This window comes from Flavobacterium frigidarium DSM 17623 (assembly GCF_000425505.1).
GTDB classification, from domain to species: Bacteria; Bacteroidota; Bacteroidia; order Flavobacteriales; family Flavobacteriaceae; genus Flavobacterium; species Flavobacterium frigidarium.
In genome coordinates this window covers 30740-46709 of the sequence record NZ_AUDO01000004.1, presented here as the reverse complement: position 1 = coordinate 46709, position 15970 = coordinate 30740, and the positions used below count along the sequence as shown (strand labels likewise).

Sequence of the window (15970 nt, the reverse complement as noted above, 5' to 3'; positions counted from 1 at the left end):
AACGGATTATTATTTGGTAAAAACGGATTAACTTATGAAAATAAAATCACATCTATTATCACAGCACACTTCACTATTTGAAATTCAAATGGACCTAAACTACAGTGAAAAAACTCGCTCAAAAGAAGGGGCAATAAATATTAAAACCGCAGATTTAGAAGCGATAATAAATTATTATTTAATGAGTAATGCTATTGTAATTTTAGATACACAAATGTATTTTACAAGGCCAGAAATTTTTAATTTTGAGATGAATAGAGAATCGGTTGTGATGAACTTTATATTCTGTAACAATGTGGAAGGATGTATTGAAAATTTAGGTACTGAAAAATCTTCTCAAGCAAACACACATAATTTATTCTACACAACTAATTTAAAAGGTGTTTTTAAAGTACCTGCATTAGAGAAAGTTAATTACTTTTCAATCATTATCTCTAAAGATTATTATCTTAAAATAATCAGTCAAGATTATACAATACACGATAAATTTTCTAAAAACCTATTACAGAAAAAACCTTCATACCTGAGCACTGAGTACTTACCGCTCACTCCAGCAATTCAATGGATAATTTCAGAAATGAAAAATTGTAAAAGGAAAGATGGTTTAAAAAAGATTTTTATTGAAAGTAAAACAAGAGAACTCTTACTGCATCAAATTGAAGCTCTAGGAGATGATAAGAAATTAGGTTATAAAATTTCTAATGATGACTTAATAAAATTGGAAAAAGTAAAACAAATAATTGATAATGATTTCATAAAAGCTCCAAAATTAACTGACCTCTCAAGGATGACATCTTTGAATGAGTTTAAACTTAAGAAGGGATTTAAAGAACATTTCGGTTACACTGTAAAAAATTACATTATAAAATTACGTATGGAATTTGCAAAATCACTTTTGAAAGATAAAAATATCACAATTAGCGAAGTGGCAACAAAGTGCGGTTATAAAGATCTTTCTAATTTCTCAAAAGCTTTTAAAGCTTTTTATACATTTTCACCGCAACAAAGCAAAGAAAAATAGTAATCAGCAAGATCCAAATTTTAGTTATATTGATCAATTTTAATTAATCATCTGAGTGAATTTAATAAACTACCCAAATATCTTTTCTTAATAAAAATAGAATGAATAGGAGTGATACTTGTTTTTGGGGGACAAAACAAAAATTGAAACTCAATTAAGTTTTTTTCAAATAAACAAATTAGGTATATCATTATTTGCAGGTATAAAAAACTGCTATTACAACTTATAATATTCCTATTTCAAAAACCAAAAATCGTATTAAGATTTCCTTATAGGAGGTTTTAGTGAAGGCGTGTTACCTGGTATGTCTTTATTATCTCGTTGACGTTTATCAGGTTGTCCAGTAGATTTTGCTATTCTTTTTGGTCCAGTTTTAAGTGCCATGTTTCTGTTTATTAAATCGTTGTTAATCAAATTTATAAAAAAAAAATACTTAAGTTTTACTTTCAACTTAGTAATATTGAAAATATTTTTTTCAAAGAAATAATCTTAGCTTCAAAACAAAGATCTTACATGAATTATAGCTTAAGATTAAAAGCTTTTTCCATCATTTCCAACTCTGCTCTAGAAATTCCTATTTCGGTGGCTATTGTTTTCCAGTTGCTTGTAACTTGTATGACTTCTTGAATAATGTTTTCCATTTGTAAAGTATTCAATCTGAAATACTCCCCAACACTTTTTGCCAATTCAAAATCCAGCGCATTGTTGTCCATATCAATATTAAGAGCCAAGCCATCTTTGTCTATAGAGGGGTTAAGGTCGTAAGCCAGGGAGAGGATCCAGCCTTCTTTGGTTAAAATAAAACCATGGTTACGCAAATGGTCATCGGTGTTTGAAATGGCTATATTAAAAACGATTCTGCGCCATAGTTGGTGTAAATTTTCTTCTACGTTTGCACCTTGATTACTGATGAATTCGGCAATATCTAAATAACTTGCGGGATTGTCTCTTATAGTATCTTCATTGTTGCCTGTCATAGTCATAGCCGAGGCAAAATGAATTCTTTTACCGTTCTCCCTGTCAAAGCGTTTGGTAAAGAAAGTATTGTGCTTGCCCATGATTTTTTCTATTCGACAGGGCGCCATGTTGATTCCGACACTGATAGCCAATTTGTAGGCTAAATATTCCCAAGCTGCTTTGTCTACAGTATCTGTTTTGGAGGGGAACTTAGCAATCCAAAGACTTTTATCGTTGTCTAAAATATTGGCTTTGGGTCTAGCGCCTCCTAATGAGGATCCAGGTGCCATAAGAACCGATAGCCATTTGTTGACCTCTTCATTATCTTTGTCATTTTCGAAATTAGCTGCTGCATTTTGGAGTTCTCGAATAGAGGACCAGGGCGGGGTAGAAGTGTTTTTATTGTTATCTAAGAAATCTCCATTGGGGTCGGTTTTAAAGCGTAATGCTCCCATACGACTTTCATCATATACACCTAATAGAAAATCAATATCATAGAGTGTTTTTGGTTTTTCATTCCTTTCTCTAGCAAGCTGCGCTTCTCGACGTTTCATTAAAGTACGTCCCCAAGTATCAGGCATGCTGTCTAAAAAAATGCCGAAGTTTTCTTTTTGGTTCGGGTATTGTGGACCACCATATAATTGAATGTCTGGATCTAAAAGAAATTTTTGTTCTGTTTTGAGCCAGTTTCTGTCGTATTCAAAACTAAATGCTTTTTTACCTTTGGCTTGTTGTGCAGATAAGACACCTATTAATTTAGGTTCCTGCATTTCTTGCCAATGGGCATAAACGTAGATGTCGGTTTTACTTTGTGACATGTTTTGTGTTTTGAGTAAGAGATCAGTTTAATTTATTTCTAGCAAGGGATTACTTTAATAGGTCAAGGTCTTGAAGTTTTCTTCCTAGTTCGTCGTCAGCAGCTATTTTTAAAAAATCGTCTTGCAAACCTAGTACTCTCAGTACATTAAAATAGGCACCTATTGCCACTCTAGAGTTTCCTTTTTCTATTTGGTATAAAGTGGTTCTAGCGATATCGGCTCTTTCAGCAATTTGTATTGCAGTGAGTTTTCTTCTTTTTCGAGCCAATTTAATATTCTCACCCATTTGCTCTAAAAGGAGTTGGTGCTTTGGGAATAGTACTTGCTTTCTTGCGTTCATTTTTTTAAATGTTCATTAATATGAACAAAAGTAGCAAATATGTACATAATAACAAACATATAAAAAGTATTTCTTCTATTTAGGGTCATTTATTTTAACCCTCTTGCACCAAATGTTGCAAATCAGGATCGTTTTTAATGCGTTCCAATTCACTTTCTATAATTAGAACAATATCACGCTTAATCTGTTTGTAATTAGCCTCAATTTCGACTTTCATATTATCTTGTCCGTTTTCATCAACGAAAGGTAAAATAACGGGAATCTTTTTATAAGCCTTCGTTTCTGCCGCTACTTTTTCATTGTCAACCACAATTTCAGAATGGAAAATTTTCTGTTCGATGCGTTCGTCAAAGTTATCTGAAACAGCTCCAACAAACACACCTTGCGTAAGCGTAGAGATTTTTGATGCTGGTATCAAACTGTCTAGCTGTGTAGATATTGAGGTTGATTTGTCATTTCGATTGATAGTTAAACTCTGGCGTTTCTGTAATACTTTGCCAAACCGTTCTGATAAGCTTTTGGCCGTTTCTCCTACAACCTGACCACTAAAGATGTTGCCCACCGTATTTTGGATAACCTTACTTTCCTTATCACCATAATCACGAGTCAATTGCGAATAATCTTGAAATCCCAAACAGACCGCTACTTTATTACTTCTAGCAGTGGCAATCAAATTATCTAGTCCTCTAAAATAGATCGTAGGCAACTCATCAATTATCACCGAACTTTTTAATTTTCCTTTCTTATTGATTAGTTTTATGATCCTGGAATTGTACAAACCCAAGGCAGCAGAATAAATATTTTGCCGATCGGGATTGTTTCCCACACAAAGAATTTTAGGTTCATCTGGATTATTGATGTCCAATGAAAAGTCATCTCCAGTCATCACCCAATAGAGTTGAGGGGAAATCATGCGAGACAGCGGAATTTTTGCGGAAGCGATTTGTCCTTGCAATTGATCTTGTGCGCCACCTTGCCAAGCATCCATAAACGGTGATAAATAATTTTCGAGATCAGGGTAGGAAGTAAGGATGGTAAACACATCAACATATTTCTTGTTGAGCAATTCAATGGCATGTGGAAACGTACAATACTTTCCATTGTCATAAATCTTTAGAAACCAGATTATAGCGGCTAGTAATATAATAGGAGATTCCACAAAGAAATCCCCTTGTTTTTGTATCCAACTGCGGTTAAGATTCAACATAATGGTGCAAGCAGATTCATAAGCATCTGAGATGTCAGTCATAAAATCTGGATTGATGGGATTGCAACGATGGCTTCTACTAGGATCGTCAAAGTTGATGATATAGAATTTTGGTTTAACTTGATACTTGTCCGAATGTTTTAGTAAATGATTATACGCAATGGTAGAAAGATCATCGAATTTGAAATCATAGATGTACATCGAAAATCCTTTTTCTATGTGCTGCTTGATATAGTTGTTTATAATGGCATAACTTTTACCAGATCCTGGTGTTCCTAAAACGATGGAGGCTCGAAATGGATTTACCACATTAATCCAACCTTCATTCCATTTGCCTTTGTAATAAAATTTGGTTGGCAGATTAACGGAATATTCATTTTGCATCAATTTGGTTTCTTGCATGAAGCTTTCATTCTCATTATTAAAAACATCGCTCATAAGATTGGTCCTTAGTATTCGAGTGATCCAAACGCCAGCCATCATTAGGGAAATGTAGCCCGCTGAAGTAGTCATAATATATAACGAAATAGCTAAATCAGCGGACAACTTCAGCAATGTTGTGTTGAGAAAGAAAAGTATAAATCCAACGATTACCGCACTAGCTATTTTTGACCAACTAATTTTTTCGTTTTTGACTCCTTTTGTTCCCAAACAACTTAAAGCTAACAATATCAAAGCAAAAATCTTGGTGTATATAGTATGAGAGAATAGGCTTGCAGTTCGTTGGAAATTACCCAGTATCTTGTTAATGACTTGCAACGTCCAGCCCTTTTCTAAGAAAAAACTATAACAGAACCAGTAAAAGTGCATGAGTATTAGAAGGATACTTACAGCACGCATGAAAGCCATTATTTTGGCGAGTCCTCTTAAATCGTCTTCTCCTTGCATAATTAAAAAGTTAAAAATGTAACGAGCGAAAGTAGATCGAACGTAAAAGAATCTAAGTCAATTGACTTCTATTGGCATCAGTTGGCGTTGAATGTCTCGCTAAACTATTTCTTGCCTCGTTGATTGTTACGTTTTGTCTTTTTCTTTATTTGATTAGCAAATACTTGTTCTTCATAATCTTCACCTTGAGTAACTGGTAGTAAACTTCCAAGGCTTTCTATAAGTCCGAAATCAGTAGTAGCATGTGTTGAATGATTTCCATTAAGGAAATCAAAAAGTGCATGTGGTTTTTCTGTTTCTGGTTTGGATTCATTTTTACGACCTGTGGATGAAATTGTTTTGTTATGCTGTATCTCATTTTGAACTTTCTGATTCCCTTCATTTTTCCATAAATCATTAAAAACGTTGGCAGATAAATTTTTACTCAACTGGGATCCATTCCAAACAGTGCGTGATTCATGGTCAATAAAAGTCATTCCGTAGATACGACCTTGATCATTTCTTCGAACAATGGTATTAACTCCTTGATCGACTAGTTGTTTCTTAAAATCGGTTTCATTATTCGTGGTGTGCATGGCAACCTCTATCGAATTTTTTAGGATGTCTTTAGCAGGTGCTGTTTTCATTTTTACTTTCGATTGTTCGAAATGCTTTTGCAAACTATCCATACCAGCCTGTTTTCCAAAAAGAGAGGATTTAAACGGATTCGTTACTTTTTCTCCTTTTTCATTCAGTGCGAAATAAACAAGTCCTTGCTTAGACTGACCGTGTAATTCACCCTTTATTTGCTCAGCGGTAATATTAAAAAGAGAAAGTAGTGCATTATAGGCTCCTAAACTTTGATACTGATAATACTTTGGCAGATGTCGAATTACCGATGCTATTTGACTTTTCACATTGGCTTCCTTAAAATCAACTGGTTTAAAAATTACTTCCTTCGGATTTTGATTCTTTTCAGTTGCAGGAAGCAATTGATACTTTTGTTCCAATGCACGGCAGGCATTCATAGAACGTAATTTTTCATAGGAATCAGACAACTTTTTTCCGTAACGATCCACGCAGGTCGAAACGATATGAATGTGGGTTCGTTCAATATCGGTATGCTTAAAAACAACATAAGGCTGGTCTCCATAGCCCATAAGTTCCATGTAGTCTTGTGCGATTTTTTTAAAGTCTTCATCACTTACACTATCTTTTGGGTTTGGGTTAAGAGAGATATGCAAAACAGGTTTTTCTGTTCGCATGTTTGCCATTAAATACGGTTCGAACGAAGGGTATAATTGGTTAACAGTAAACTCTCCATTGACTGTTTCTCTTATTCTATGAGTCGATAAAACTGATCCATTTTCTTGATTTACTTTTAATTGGTTATAAGAAAGTGCGCCAATTATATTTGCTCCATGCCCAATTTTTGCTATCATTTTTCTTCTATTTTCAAATGTTTTAATTCAAACTCTGCTGTTAATTGCGTTATGGCACGACATAATTGAGCCAATTCGATCGTTTGTTTTTCCAATTTAAAGAGATAGGCTGCGGCTTTCTTTTCAGAAAAATTGCGATACAATATCTTGACAATTTGATTGTAATTAACGCCAACAGCACGAAATTGACCGTACAAAGTGGTTAAGCGCATGTAATAATCCATTGCTGCTAGATCTACTTTTACCGTTTTTATTTGCTTTTCGAATAAGAGAGAAGTGATAAATAGGGCTTTATTATCCGCTCCCGAAGCTTCAAAAAGAGAAAGGAATTTAGCATTTTCCTGGTCTGTTAATCGAAAAACATAACGGTGGATGCTAGGATCCTTTTTAGGATTTCTACCGCCTTTGTGTTGCTTTTTGTTTTGTTGATTCTCCATCATCATTCCAATTTTAATTTTTAGAAAACCCCGACTTCGGAGGGAGTTTTTAGCCCCGCGGCGGCGGCAAGTTGTTTTGAGGCACGGAATTCATTTCGAGTGCCTCAAAACACAACTTGCTCTGTTCTGGTGAACAGATAATCCGTCCGCCTGTCGGCGGAACAGATTTAATAAAGCAGGGAAAAACGGCTTTAAGCCGTTCCAGTTCTTATTCAAATATAGATTTGGACCTTTCATATTCTAATTTATTTACTTCTATAACAAAGTAAATCATTGAATTTTAGAATGGTGTAGTAGTAAGTATTGCCAAACATTGCCTTTGAACGCCAATGAGTTCATCGTTCTGAGATGGTTTGGAGTTACCAGCTTTCTTTGTTTCAAAGTTGTAAAAGGATATTTATAAGTAACTCTATATCCAATTTCAAACACAAGTACCAAGGTTTAGGAGTAAGCAAGTATTTAGTAAAATAGTAAAGTATAAAACGATACAGTTGTACAACTATAAAAATGTAAAAGCATAAAAGCAGTAAAACAAATGAGCGTACATATTACCAATAAACAAGAAATAGTTGTTGGAAATTGTATGAATCTACAATTGTAGATAAGCACATACTTAAAGCAAATAAATAGGGCAAAAACTTGTAAAGAAATACAAGAAGGCATGCAGCCGTACAGCAAAGCAATTTAGCAAATAGATAACTTTAAAATTATAAGTAATGGAAACAATAAAAAAAACTTTAAAAATTAGTTTCTCTACCCAAAAGGGTGGAGTAGGGAAATCTACAATGACAACCTTGTTAGCTAGTGTGCTTCACTATCGATTGGGATTTAATGTGTTGGTTTTGGATTGTGATTTTCCGCAGCATAGTCTCGGCAATATGAGAGATAGAGATCTTAAAACGGTGATGCAAAATGAGTATCATAAGAGAGCAGCTATGAAGCAGTTTCAGACGATTGATAAAAAAGCATTTCCTGTCATTCGTTGTAAGGCCGAGAATGCGCTAGAAAAAGCGTCAGAATATATAGATCAATCCAATAGTGATTGGAATATTATTTTGTTTGATCTTCCAGGAACAGCCAACACCAAGGGCGTTTTGACCACATTAAAAGCAATGGACTTCATCTTTTCTCCTATTACTGCCGACCGTTTGGTAGTAGAAAGTACTTTAGGCTTTGCCAAAGCATTTCTACAACTTCCAGAAACAGATGGAGGGAACAAGAACTTAAAATTTTGGTTGTTTTGGAATCAAGTGGATAGGAGGGAAAAGACTAGTTTGTATAAGGCCTATCAAAGTGTAATAGAAGAATTAGGGCTTTCTATTATGGAGTCAAGAATAATGGATAGTAAACGTTTTCGCAAGGAAACGGATGACACTAGTAATTATATTTTTAGATCTAGCCTGCTTCCTGCTGAGCCTAATTTGATGAAGTTAACTAAGCTTGATCTTTTTGTAAATGAATTTCTGAAAATCATAAACCCTTAAATCTTTTCTTGTATGGAATCTGATAAAAAGCATAAAGGGTTTCAAAAACCAGTTGTAGATGAGGATTACCTCATGAATATTATGAGTGGGGACGAAGCGGTTAACTACGATAAAAACACAAGCCAAAGTGTCGAAGCTAAAGAAAATAAACCTAAAGATAAAATTCGTGTAACCGCCCCAAAGAAACGGAATTATGAAGAAGTATTTCTCACTAACAGATATCCGTCTGGTCGTAGTGGTAAAGTTGTGTACATAAGACCTGAATACCACGAACGACTCCTTCGGATTGTTCAATTGACAAGGGAAGAGAAAACAACATTGTATTCTTACATCGATAACATTTTAGAACAGCATTTTAATGATTTTGGAATCGAAATTCAGGAGTTTTTTAATGAGAGAAACAAGCCTATTTTTTAAACAATGTATAATACTAAATAGCATGGAATCTGTAATTGTAATTTGTTTGCTCATCGTCATTTTCCTTTTGGCAAAGGATAAAATTGTCATTAAAAAATATCATAAGCAACAGCCAAGGCAACAGAAAGTTAATTCTAGTCTCCCGGATATTATGGGACAGCCTAAGCCTCAAAGAAGCCTTTCTGTGCCAAAGAATTCCTATGACAGTCAAGTGCAAAAAGAAGATCATTATAATGATAATTTTGATATTGAAATCGACGAAGTTAAAGTCGAATTACAAATTCCACAAGAAGAGCTAGAGGAAGTTTTTGGAAATGTACCTGATTTTGAGAATGAGGAAGAAGAATGGAATAGTTATGGAATATCCGATGGCGATAATGGTTTTGCCCAAGGGGTTACCTTTGAAGAACTAAGCACTGTAAAAACGTTTTTAAAAAAAGAGAAAATGAGACCCTCTCAAAAGGAAACAGCAACAGTCTTTCTTCAGAAAATACAAGGAACCGAATTATTCGACCTATTGGAAAATTCCATCGAAGATGCTTCTCAAAAAATAGCCAAGCTGCTAGACGGTACACTTTCTACAGAGACGGATTTTAGTTCTTCTTTTTTGCATAAAAATGATTTGGAAGATTTTGATATTGAGGAGTTTGTTTAGGCTCCCCAATATCTGTCCTCATTAAATAAATTAGATAGTATTTATTTGCTTTTCTATTAGTTTGTATTTGTCTCTTACAGTTTCTCCAGAGTAATAATCTAATAAATCCTTTTTTGTTAAGGTTCCATCTATAAGAAATTTTCTTAGATACTCTTGATTAAACTGCATTAATAGAATTGATTTCTCAAGCTGTTTTAAAATAGCTTTGTTATTCTCAATGTTATTTATAACTAATGATTTGATAGTTATAACTTCATTGATGTCTTTTATAATTCGATTTACTAAAATTGCTAATAAATCTTTTTCTAATTCAATCGGTTTTGCATTTAATGCAATATCCCTAGCAAGCATATATGCAATTGTTAAATTAGAATAATCACCTTTTTGAGAGTTTATAATAGCAATAAATCCTATTTCTGGAATATAGCCTACATTTTCAAAATTTTTCAAAATCGAATTTTCAATTAACGAAATATCAAAAACAATCAAACTCACTTTAGCATCTCTATTGGCTTGTGCCTCTATTAATTGACTCCATGCTGTATCTGATTTTCTAGTAAAAATATCTTTGGTTTCAATATTTCCAAAACGAACGCTTTTATCAAACTTACATTCAATAGCAATTTTTAAATCTGGGTTACCATTAATTTCACAAATAATATCTCCAGTTTTGTTTTTCGGTATACTTCCAGCAGTATTGCCTGTTAAAAAAGCTTTGTCTTTTATTTTTCTTTCTTGAAAATAATTATTCAAAAATTCTGCAATTTCATCTTCGGCTAAAATTCCTTTGATAGCTGACTTGTAGAAAAGTTCTTTTTTCATTTCAAAAATCATTTTCAAACTTTCTAATTCAGTTCCTAACTCGTTGTTCGTTTTAGCTAGAAAAGAAGAAATACGGTCTTCCATTAGTGCCAAGATACCAATGTATACCGCTCGAAGTAACTTTTCGTTTCTTTCGGTGGCTGGAAGATTATCAAAATAGTTGAATACTATTTGATTTTCAATTTCAAAGTTTGAAATTTCTACTCTTTTGAGTTGTTGGTTAAGATTTATCATTTTCTATCCAATTCTTTCATAGGCATACACATTCTTGTAGTTTCTATGTAAATAAGAACCCAAAGATGGAGCATCTCTTAAATTTTCATATTCATGTATTGGAACTCCTTTATAAACATAGATACTTCCGTTTATAAATTGTACATATACATCTTGATTTGCTTCATCATATCCGATACTTTGAATATTAGAAGAACTAACGGCAAACATTTCTGGTAAACTCATATTTTATAATTTTTATTACGCCAAGATTTTAATAATTTTTCATATTCGATTTCTGAATTATCAATATTTTCTAACCATTTTATTGAAGCTTTTGGATCAGAACTTTTAGGTGCATTTGCAATTTTAAAAAACTTAACTCTTGATGGTATTTTAACAGCTTCACCAGATATCAGAGCTTCACCAGTTCGTAAACTTGGCAATAAATCAATCATACTCTGTAATTCATCTTGTACTGCAGATTTTATATGCCCTCTATCTTTGGAATTATTCATCCTTAAGGCAATCATAGTTCCGCATTGACTAAGTACTGTTTCATCTAATTCCGAAGGTCTTTGTGTTACTAATAACAATCCGACACCATATTTTCTACCTTCTTTTGCAATCATTTGCACCGTTCTTGATGATATGGAGTTTTCGCCTGCTTTTAAATAACTATGTGCTTCTTCTAATACTATTAATAATGGTTGTTGTTTTCCTCCAACTTTGGTATTAACTCCCCAAAAGAGGCCGTCATAAATAATTTTTAATAAGGTTCCTGAAATAGATGACATTATTTCACTTGGAATTCCAGATAAATCTAAAATTGTAATAGGCAATTCATTTCCTAACCAGTCAAAAAATAAACTATCTAAATCTTTATTTATTTTTCCGTTTATATCAGGTGTAAACTCTCCAGGAGCGAATAAGAAACCATAACTGTTATCTTTTATTTTGTTTCTCACACTATCGAGGAAACTAAGTATTCCTTTCCTACTATTATTGATAAATGGTGGACTTGAACCTAAACCTGGAGGTGGATATTCATTTGATTTTAGTGTTTCACTATCTCCTTCAGATAATAATGTTGATATAGTAATTCTATCTTTTTCAAAATTCAATCTTTCAAAATTATCCAATTCAAACCATAGTTTTTTGATACTAAAAGGAATAGGTGAGTCTGCTGTTATTGATTCTTCACTTACATCTAGATTATTCTCTTTTGCACTTAAAATTTTAGCATCAACTACCTTTTCTCTAATATATTCTAGTTGAGAATCATTTAGATTTCCTGAAAAAATAGACATTAATTCATTAAAAGGTAAGGCCCAAAAAGGTATATAGAGTTTATTCTTTTCAACTTTAGGGGTTGTTTCTATGACTCTCGAATATTTAAAAAGTGCATCATTGTACTCACCATGAGGGTCAATAACTAAAACTCTTGAACTTGGAAAATTTCTCTTTGCAATCGCTTCCAGTAATACTGACACTGAATTAGATTTACCACTACCTGTAGATCCAACAATTGCACAATGTCTAGAGATGAGTCTATCTAAATCTATTTTTGCATCTAAACTTTCAGACACGCTAATATTTCCTACAGTAATAGAATTTGATTCTTCATAACCACCATATATTACATCTAAATCTTTAATTGTGACTAAATGTACTTTGTCGCCTGTTGTAGGATATTGAGTAACTCCTCGCTCAAATTTTTTCCCAACCTGCTCACCAGCTAAAACAATATTTATCCATCTTGTGTTTTTGAAATGATCATAGTCTCTATATACTATTTCTTTGAGGTTCTCAGGTATAGCAGCCGATCCAATTTGCGTTACAATTCCATATAGATTGGCGTAACCAAGAGGTATTCTAACAAAGGAACCAATTTGACCGATTCTATAAACAACCCCATCAATAATTGGCATATTTGATTTGATATTATCAAATAATTTTACTGAAATATTATTTCCACTAATGCTATCAATTTCACCAATTTCAGTTATCTTATTTTTTGACATCTTTCCCTATTTTTTTTATTTCATTATCGCTAATCATTGAGTTAAGAAATAAAGATAATTTGCCAAAATCAGGTAGAATAAACTCTCCTTTTCCTGACCATATTTCATCACCTTTCTTCTCTGACTTTAATTCTTCGTCTAAATTTGTATAACCATCTTCATCAAAAAATAGATTAAGATTAATTGTGTCATCTTTTGAAGGTTCAGATTTCAATGCCCAATCGCCTAATTTACCACCGATTACAGATTTTCTTGAAGCATAAATTGATATTTTTGTGTTTTCAAATCCAATTTTAGCAACTTTGCTATCCAGTTTTATTGGATCATATTTATCATAAATTAGACCTATAACGTGTGAATTAGTATTTGTTTTTAATGCAGAAATTAATCTTGAATTTATATGTTCATCTCCCCAAGAATATCCACAAGTAATTAGTATTGTGTCTTCTTGTTTTAAAAAACTTGACAGCCTATCTAATAAACCTTCATAAGGTTGTTTTTTAGAGTCTTTATATTTTAGGCTAGAAGGATAAATTAGTATGTCGTCGTCGTCTGGATTGACCCGTAATATTTTTTCTGTATCTTTATCAAAATGCCATCCTAATGATCCGTGAATTTTCCATAGTTTGGTTTGTTTTGGTAAAAAATGTAAATCTTCTACAGATTCAGGATTAAAAAAAGGTCTTAAGCTACCGCAAAATCCGTCATAATAAGGCACTTCTTTATTCTCTAATCCGAGTTCAAAAAGAAAATCATAATTGGTTGTGAATATTTCTATAGGATATTTTCTTTCTGCTTGAGCAATCCAATTTGCAAAATCGGTATGAACAAGTTCATTTACTATCTCTTTTGTTACGATGTTATCTTTATCAACCTTATGCACACTTACCATTTCTCTTACATTCTTCTTTATTTCAAGAATTAGACTATCAAAATCTTCTTTTTTAAGAGAATTTAAAATTCCTCCTCCTATAAAAGTTGATTTTTGTTCTAAATTTGATAAAATAGTTTCAATATTAAAGTTTACGCCTCCTAATTCTTCCTTTATTTCTTCTAAAGCTGTTTGGTATATTTTTTTTGTTTCTCCAACGTTAGCCACAATATCATTAGTCATTTTAGTAATTGCAGGAACTGTCAAAGCTTTCAAATTACCTTCCTTTTTGGCTAGAGAACTTCCAGCACCAAATAAAAAACCTATTCTTTTTTTATCTGAAATTAAAATTTGCTGTATACCTCTAATGTATTCTGTTGGATCGTGATTTAATTCTGACATAATGTTGTTTTTAATATGTTCTATTTTATTTCTTAAAACTCGAAAAATTTGAAAATTAGGTATATTTTTCTTTTCCTATTTCTTCTATTTTCTCCAATAAGTTTGTTTTTACAAATTCATAAGCTTCCATAATACTATAGGATAGACCCGGTCTTAATAGCCCTTCCATATCGCCTAAGAAATCTTGATCTACAGTTTTCTTTTCCATATTTTCAAGAAATTCTTTTTGCGTTATACTATTTCCTTCTTCTTTCATATAAAAATTCCATGCTTCGATAATTATTTTCGGGGAAACATTACTTTGTGTTATTGCATACCACATATCAAACAAATCCCTTCCTTTTCTTCTTTGGTAAAGTGCACGCATTTTTGTTCCCAATAACTCGCTTAAGTGATAAGATGGTATCGATACTTCTCCAGTGTACCATTCAGATTGCATAGTATACGTTACTTCTTGAATACCAAAAATGGTGTGATGTTCTCTACAGTTAACTTCTACTTTTAGCCTTAATGGTATTCCGTCTTCTGAATCAAAACGGTACACTAATGTGTTATTATGTTGTTTCTGTTTGCGTATAGGTTTGTCTCCCAAAAAAGACAATACCTCACGAAGTTTATCCATAATTGGACCAAAAGGCTCTGCAGTAATTTGTACTAAATCGATGTCTTCAGAATATCTTGCTGCGGGTGACAGATATAATTTGTGTAGCGCAGTTCCTCCTCTAAAAGCTAATTTTCCTTTTAAATATTCATCGCTATATATGGCCATTAACGCTCGTTCAATTACCAAATCTTGTTCTACCTGAAAATCCTCTTGCCAGGGCGCTTTTTTACGCCATGCGGTTATATATGCTTTTGGAATCATAAATCTGTTTCTATTTCTATATTTTGTACAACCTTCCAGTCATTACCTGTTATCATCTCCGTTTTTTCCTTTTGTGGCCGTAATAATACGGGAAAATATTTTACTGTTTTTAGATATTCTTTAATTGGATCGCTTAAATCTCTCCTATCTAAAATCTCTTCAAGCAAAAAACCTAAACGTTGTATCGCAGTTATAGGTGAATAACGTTTTGAGATATAAAGCAATTTAGTAGCGTCAATGCTTTCACAAAGTTCTTCCAGTACTGTTGCAACCCTATTAAGACCTCCCGCTTGATCAAAATAACACACCAAATCCAAAGCAGTCAACTCGGGAGAAGAAACGTTTATATAACCTGTATCAACTTTCTTTTGGATTATATCCTCTTTTGACCATTCCTTTTTAATGTAAAAGTTTATTTTTAAGTTGTCATTATTAATATTTCTTAAACTAGGTTTCATAGTTATTACAGAAAATGATTGAGGCTGTTGGTGTGCAGCCCCATAATAAGATGCTGCATTTAGTAATCCAATATAATAATCTTTTTCCAAAAATTTCATTAATTCAGAAATGAATAAGGAAGGGGGGAGAATCCCTTTACTCCTGTACTCTGGTGTAATTACTACGTAAAATTCATTTCTTATTAATGCAATTTCTTTTTTCTTTTTAAGTCGTTGTAGAGCCTTTTTAATCGCTTGATCAGACTGATCAAATTGGTTTCTTACTTCTTGCAATGAAAAGGCATACCTTCCATTGGAACGTAATTCATTAATAAAGTCTTCTAAATAAGCGTAATTAGTTTTCATTTTAAGTTTTTGTCTGCAATAAGGTACGAAGTGTGTACCTTATTGCAGATGTAAACTTAATTAATATTTTTATTAAAGGCTATATAAAAATTATGTTTCTGTATTCTTTTTTATAGTCATAATTAATAATTGCTAAAATAATCCCTAATGATATCGCATATTGCAATTTACAATATAACATTATTGATTGCTGAAATTTAGTGGTTTTTACTATAACATAGTAAGTTGTCAAGTCTTCTTCTGCCAAACAACACCACTTAACGACAACATATAAAACTGCAACTGTTTCCAAATGATATTTGTCCATAAATCCTGCAAAGCGTAG

General features: G+C 32.7%; 15 protein-coding genes. 4 read left to right on the top strand and 11 right to left on the bottom strand.

Annotated elements, in window-relative coordinates; all coding sequences use genetic code 11:
• The first annotated feature begins 34 nt into the window (after nucleotides 1–34).
• On the top strand, nucleotides 35–1021 hold the full coding sequence (locus H603_RS16295; RefSeq protein WP_051219100.1) for a helix-turn-helix domain-containing protein: 987 nt from the start codon (nucleotides 35–37) through the stop codon (nucleotides 1019–1021).
• Nucleotides 1022–1539: 518 nt separating this feature from the next.
• On the opposite strand, the gene H603_RS0102530 is transcribed toward H603_RS16295, so the two are convergent.
• From H603_RS0102530 to mobA, 5 genes are all read right to left on the bottom strand, one after another.
• Entirely contained in the window at nucleotides 1540–2796 is a 1257-nt protein-coding gene (locus tag H603_RS0102530) for a type II toxin-antitoxin system HipA family toxin (protein WP_026707109.1), read from the bottom strand.
• A gap of 49 nt (nucleotides 2797–2845) precedes the next feature.
• The gene (locus tag H603_RS0102525; protein ID WP_026707108.1) at nucleotides 2846–3136 is read right to left on the bottom strand and encodes a helix-turn-helix domain-containing protein; all 291 of its coding nucleotides are present in this window, start codon (nucleotides 3134–3136) and stop codon (nucleotides 2846–2848) included.
• 94 nt (nucleotides 3137–3230) lie between these two features.
• Nucleotides 3231–5231: a conjugal transfer protein MobC gene (gene mobC / locus H603_RS0102515; RefSeq protein ID WP_026707107.1), complete on the bottom strand. Its 2001-nt coding sequence runs from the start codon at nucleotides 5229–5231 to the stop codon at nucleotides 3231–3233.
• A 104-nt stretch (nucleotides 5232–5335) separates the two neighbouring features.
• Nucleotides 5336–6652 carry a conjugal transfer protein MobB gene (gene mobB / locus H603_RS0102510; RefSeq protein WP_026707106.1) on the bottom strand — a complete coding sequence of 439 codons (1317 nt, stop codon included), beginning with the start codon at nucleotides 6650–6652 and terminating at the stop codon, nucleotides 5336–5338.
• Nucleotides 6649–7089, bottom strand: coding sequence for a conjugal transfer protein MobA (gene mobA / locus H603_RS0102505; RefSeq protein ID WP_026707105.1), 441 nt, complete (start codon nucleotides 7087–7089; stop codon nucleotides 6649–6651). The genes mobB and mobA overlap by 4 nt, the downstream gene beginning before the upstream one ends.
• A 716-nt stretch (nucleotides 7090–7805) precedes the next feature.
• Here mobA and H603_RS0102500 point away from each other — a divergent pair.
• The 3 genes from H603_RS0102500 to H603_RS0102490 are packed head-to-tail and all read left to right on the top strand — an operon-like array spanning nucleotide 7806 to nucleotide 9645.
• On the top strand, nucleotides 7806–8573 hold the full coding sequence (locus H603_RS0102500; RefSeq protein ID WP_026707104.1) for a ParA family protein: 768 nt from the start codon (nucleotides 7806–7808) through the stop codon (nucleotides 8571–8573).
• Nucleotides 8574–8585: 12 nt separating this feature from the next.
• Entirely contained in the window at nucleotides 8586–8990 is a 405-nt protein-coding gene (locus tag H603_RS0102495) for a DUF3408 domain-containing protein (protein WP_026707103.1), read from the top strand.
• Nucleotides 8991–9012: 22 nt separating this feature from the next.
• A complete protein-coding gene (locus H603_RS0102490; protein WP_026707102.1) occupies nucleotides 9013–9645 on the top strand; it encodes a hypothetical protein in 633 nt (210 codons plus the stop codon).
• A gap of 30 nt (nucleotides 9646–9675) precedes the next feature.
• On the opposite strand, the gene H603_RS0102485 is transcribed toward H603_RS0102490, so the two are convergent.
• The 6 genes from H603_RS0102485 to H603_RS0102460 all read right to left on the bottom strand — a co-directional run bounded on the left by H603_RS0102485 (nucleotide 9676) and on the right by H603_RS0102460 (nucleotide 15645).
• Nucleotides 9676–10467 (bottom strand): hypothetical protein, encoded by a 792-nt coding sequence (locus tag H603_RS0102485; protein WP_245576077.1) that lies wholly within the window; start codon nucleotides 10465–10467, stop codon nucleotides 9676–9678.
• A gap of 237 nt (nucleotides 10468–10704) precedes the next feature.
• On the bottom strand, nucleotides 10705–10926 hold the full coding sequence (locus H603_RS0102480) for a KTSC domain-containing protein (RefSeq protein WP_026707100.1): 222 nt from the start codon (nucleotides 10924–10926) through the stop codon (nucleotides 10705–10707).
• The gene (locus H603_RS0102475; protein ID WP_026707099.1) at nucleotides 10923–12704 is read right to left on the bottom strand and encodes an ATP-binding protein; all 1782 of its coding nucleotides are present in this window, start codon (nucleotides 12702–12704) and stop codon (nucleotides 10923–10925) included. Before H603_RS0102475 ends, H603_RS0102480 begins: the two co-directional genes overlap by 4 nt.
• Nucleotides 12691–13977, bottom strand: a complete 1287-nt coding sequence (locus tag H603_RS0102470; RefSeq protein ID WP_026707098.1) for an SIR2 family protein — start codon at nucleotides 13975–13977, stop codon at nucleotides 12691–12693. Before H603_RS0102470 ends, H603_RS0102475 begins: the two co-directional genes overlap by 14 nt.
• 55 nt (nucleotides 13978–14032) lie before the next feature.
• Entirely contained in the window at nucleotides 14033–14842 is an 810-nt protein-coding gene (locus H603_RS0102465) for a nucleotidyl transferase AbiEii/AbiGii toxin family protein (RefSeq protein ID WP_026707097.1), read from the bottom strand.
• Nucleotides 14839–15645, bottom strand: coding sequence for a type IV toxin-antitoxin system AbiEi family antitoxin domain-containing protein (locus H603_RS0102460; protein ID WP_026707096.1), 807 nt, complete (start codon nucleotides 15643–15645; stop codon nucleotides 14839–14841). Before H603_RS0102460 ends, H603_RS0102465 begins: the two co-directional genes overlap by 4 nt.
• Between the last annotated feature and the right edge of the window lie 325 nt (nucleotides 15646–15970).

Excerpts from the sequence above, each read along its gene's own strand:
- H603_RS16295 (WP_051219100.1), top strand. The coding sequence starts at position 35 with ATGAAAATAAAATCACATCTATTATCACAGCACACTTCACTATTTGAA.
- H603_RS0102530 (WP_026707109.1), bottom strand. The coding sequence starts at position 2,796 with ATGTCACAAAGTAAAACCGACATCTACGTTTATGCCCATTGGCAAGAA.
- H603_RS0102525 (WP_026707108.1), bottom strand. The coding sequence starts at position 3,136 with ATGAACGCAAGAAAGCAAGTACTATTCCCAAAGCACCAACTCCTTTTA.
- mobC (WP_026707107.1), bottom strand. The coding sequence starts at position 5,231 with ATGCAAGGAGAAGACGATTTAAGAGGACTCGCCAAAATAATGGCTTTC.
- mobB (WP_026707106.1), bottom strand. The coding sequence starts at position 6,652 with ATGATAGCAAAAATTGGGCATGGAGCAAATATAATTGGCGCACTTTCT.
- mobA (WP_026707105.1), bottom strand. The coding sequence starts at position 7,089 with ATGGAGAATCAACAAAACAAAAAGCAACACAAAGGCGGTAGAAATCCT.
- H603_RS0102500 (WP_026707104.1), top strand. The coding sequence starts at position 7,806 with ATGGAAACAATAAAAAAAACTTTAAAAATTAGTTTCTCTACCCAAAAG.
- H603_RS0102495 (WP_026707103.1), top strand. The coding sequence starts at position 8,586 with ATGGAATCTGATAAAAAGCATAAAGGGTTTCAAAAACCAGTTGTAGAT.
- H603_RS0102490 (WP_026707102.1), top strand. The coding sequence starts at position 9,013 with ATGGAATCTGTAATTGTAATTTGTTTGCTCATCGTCATTTTCCTTTTG.
- H603_RS0102485 (WP_245576077.1), bottom strand. The coding sequence starts at position 10,467 with ATGAAAAAAGAACTTTTCTACAAGTCAGCTATCAAAGGAATTTTAGCC.
- H603_RS0102480 (WP_026707100.1), bottom strand. The coding sequence starts at position 10,926 with ATGAGTTTACCAGAAATGTTTGCCGTTAGTTCTTCTAATATTCAAAGT.
- H603_RS0102475 (WP_026707099.1), bottom strand. The coding sequence starts at position 12,704 with ATGTCAAAAAATAAGATAACTGAAATTGGTGAAATTGATAGCATTAGT.
- H603_RS0102470 (WP_026707098.1), bottom strand. The coding sequence starts at position 13,977 with ATGTCAGAATTAAATCACGATCCAACAGAATACATTAGAGGTATACAG.
- H603_RS0102465 (WP_026707097.1), bottom strand. The coding sequence starts at position 14,842 with ATGATTCCAAAAGCATATATAACCGCATGGCGTAAAAAAGCGCCCTGG.
- H603_RS0102460 (WP_026707096.1), bottom strand. The coding sequence starts at position 15,645 with ATGAAAACTAATTACGCTTATTTAGAAGACTTTATTAATGAATTACGT.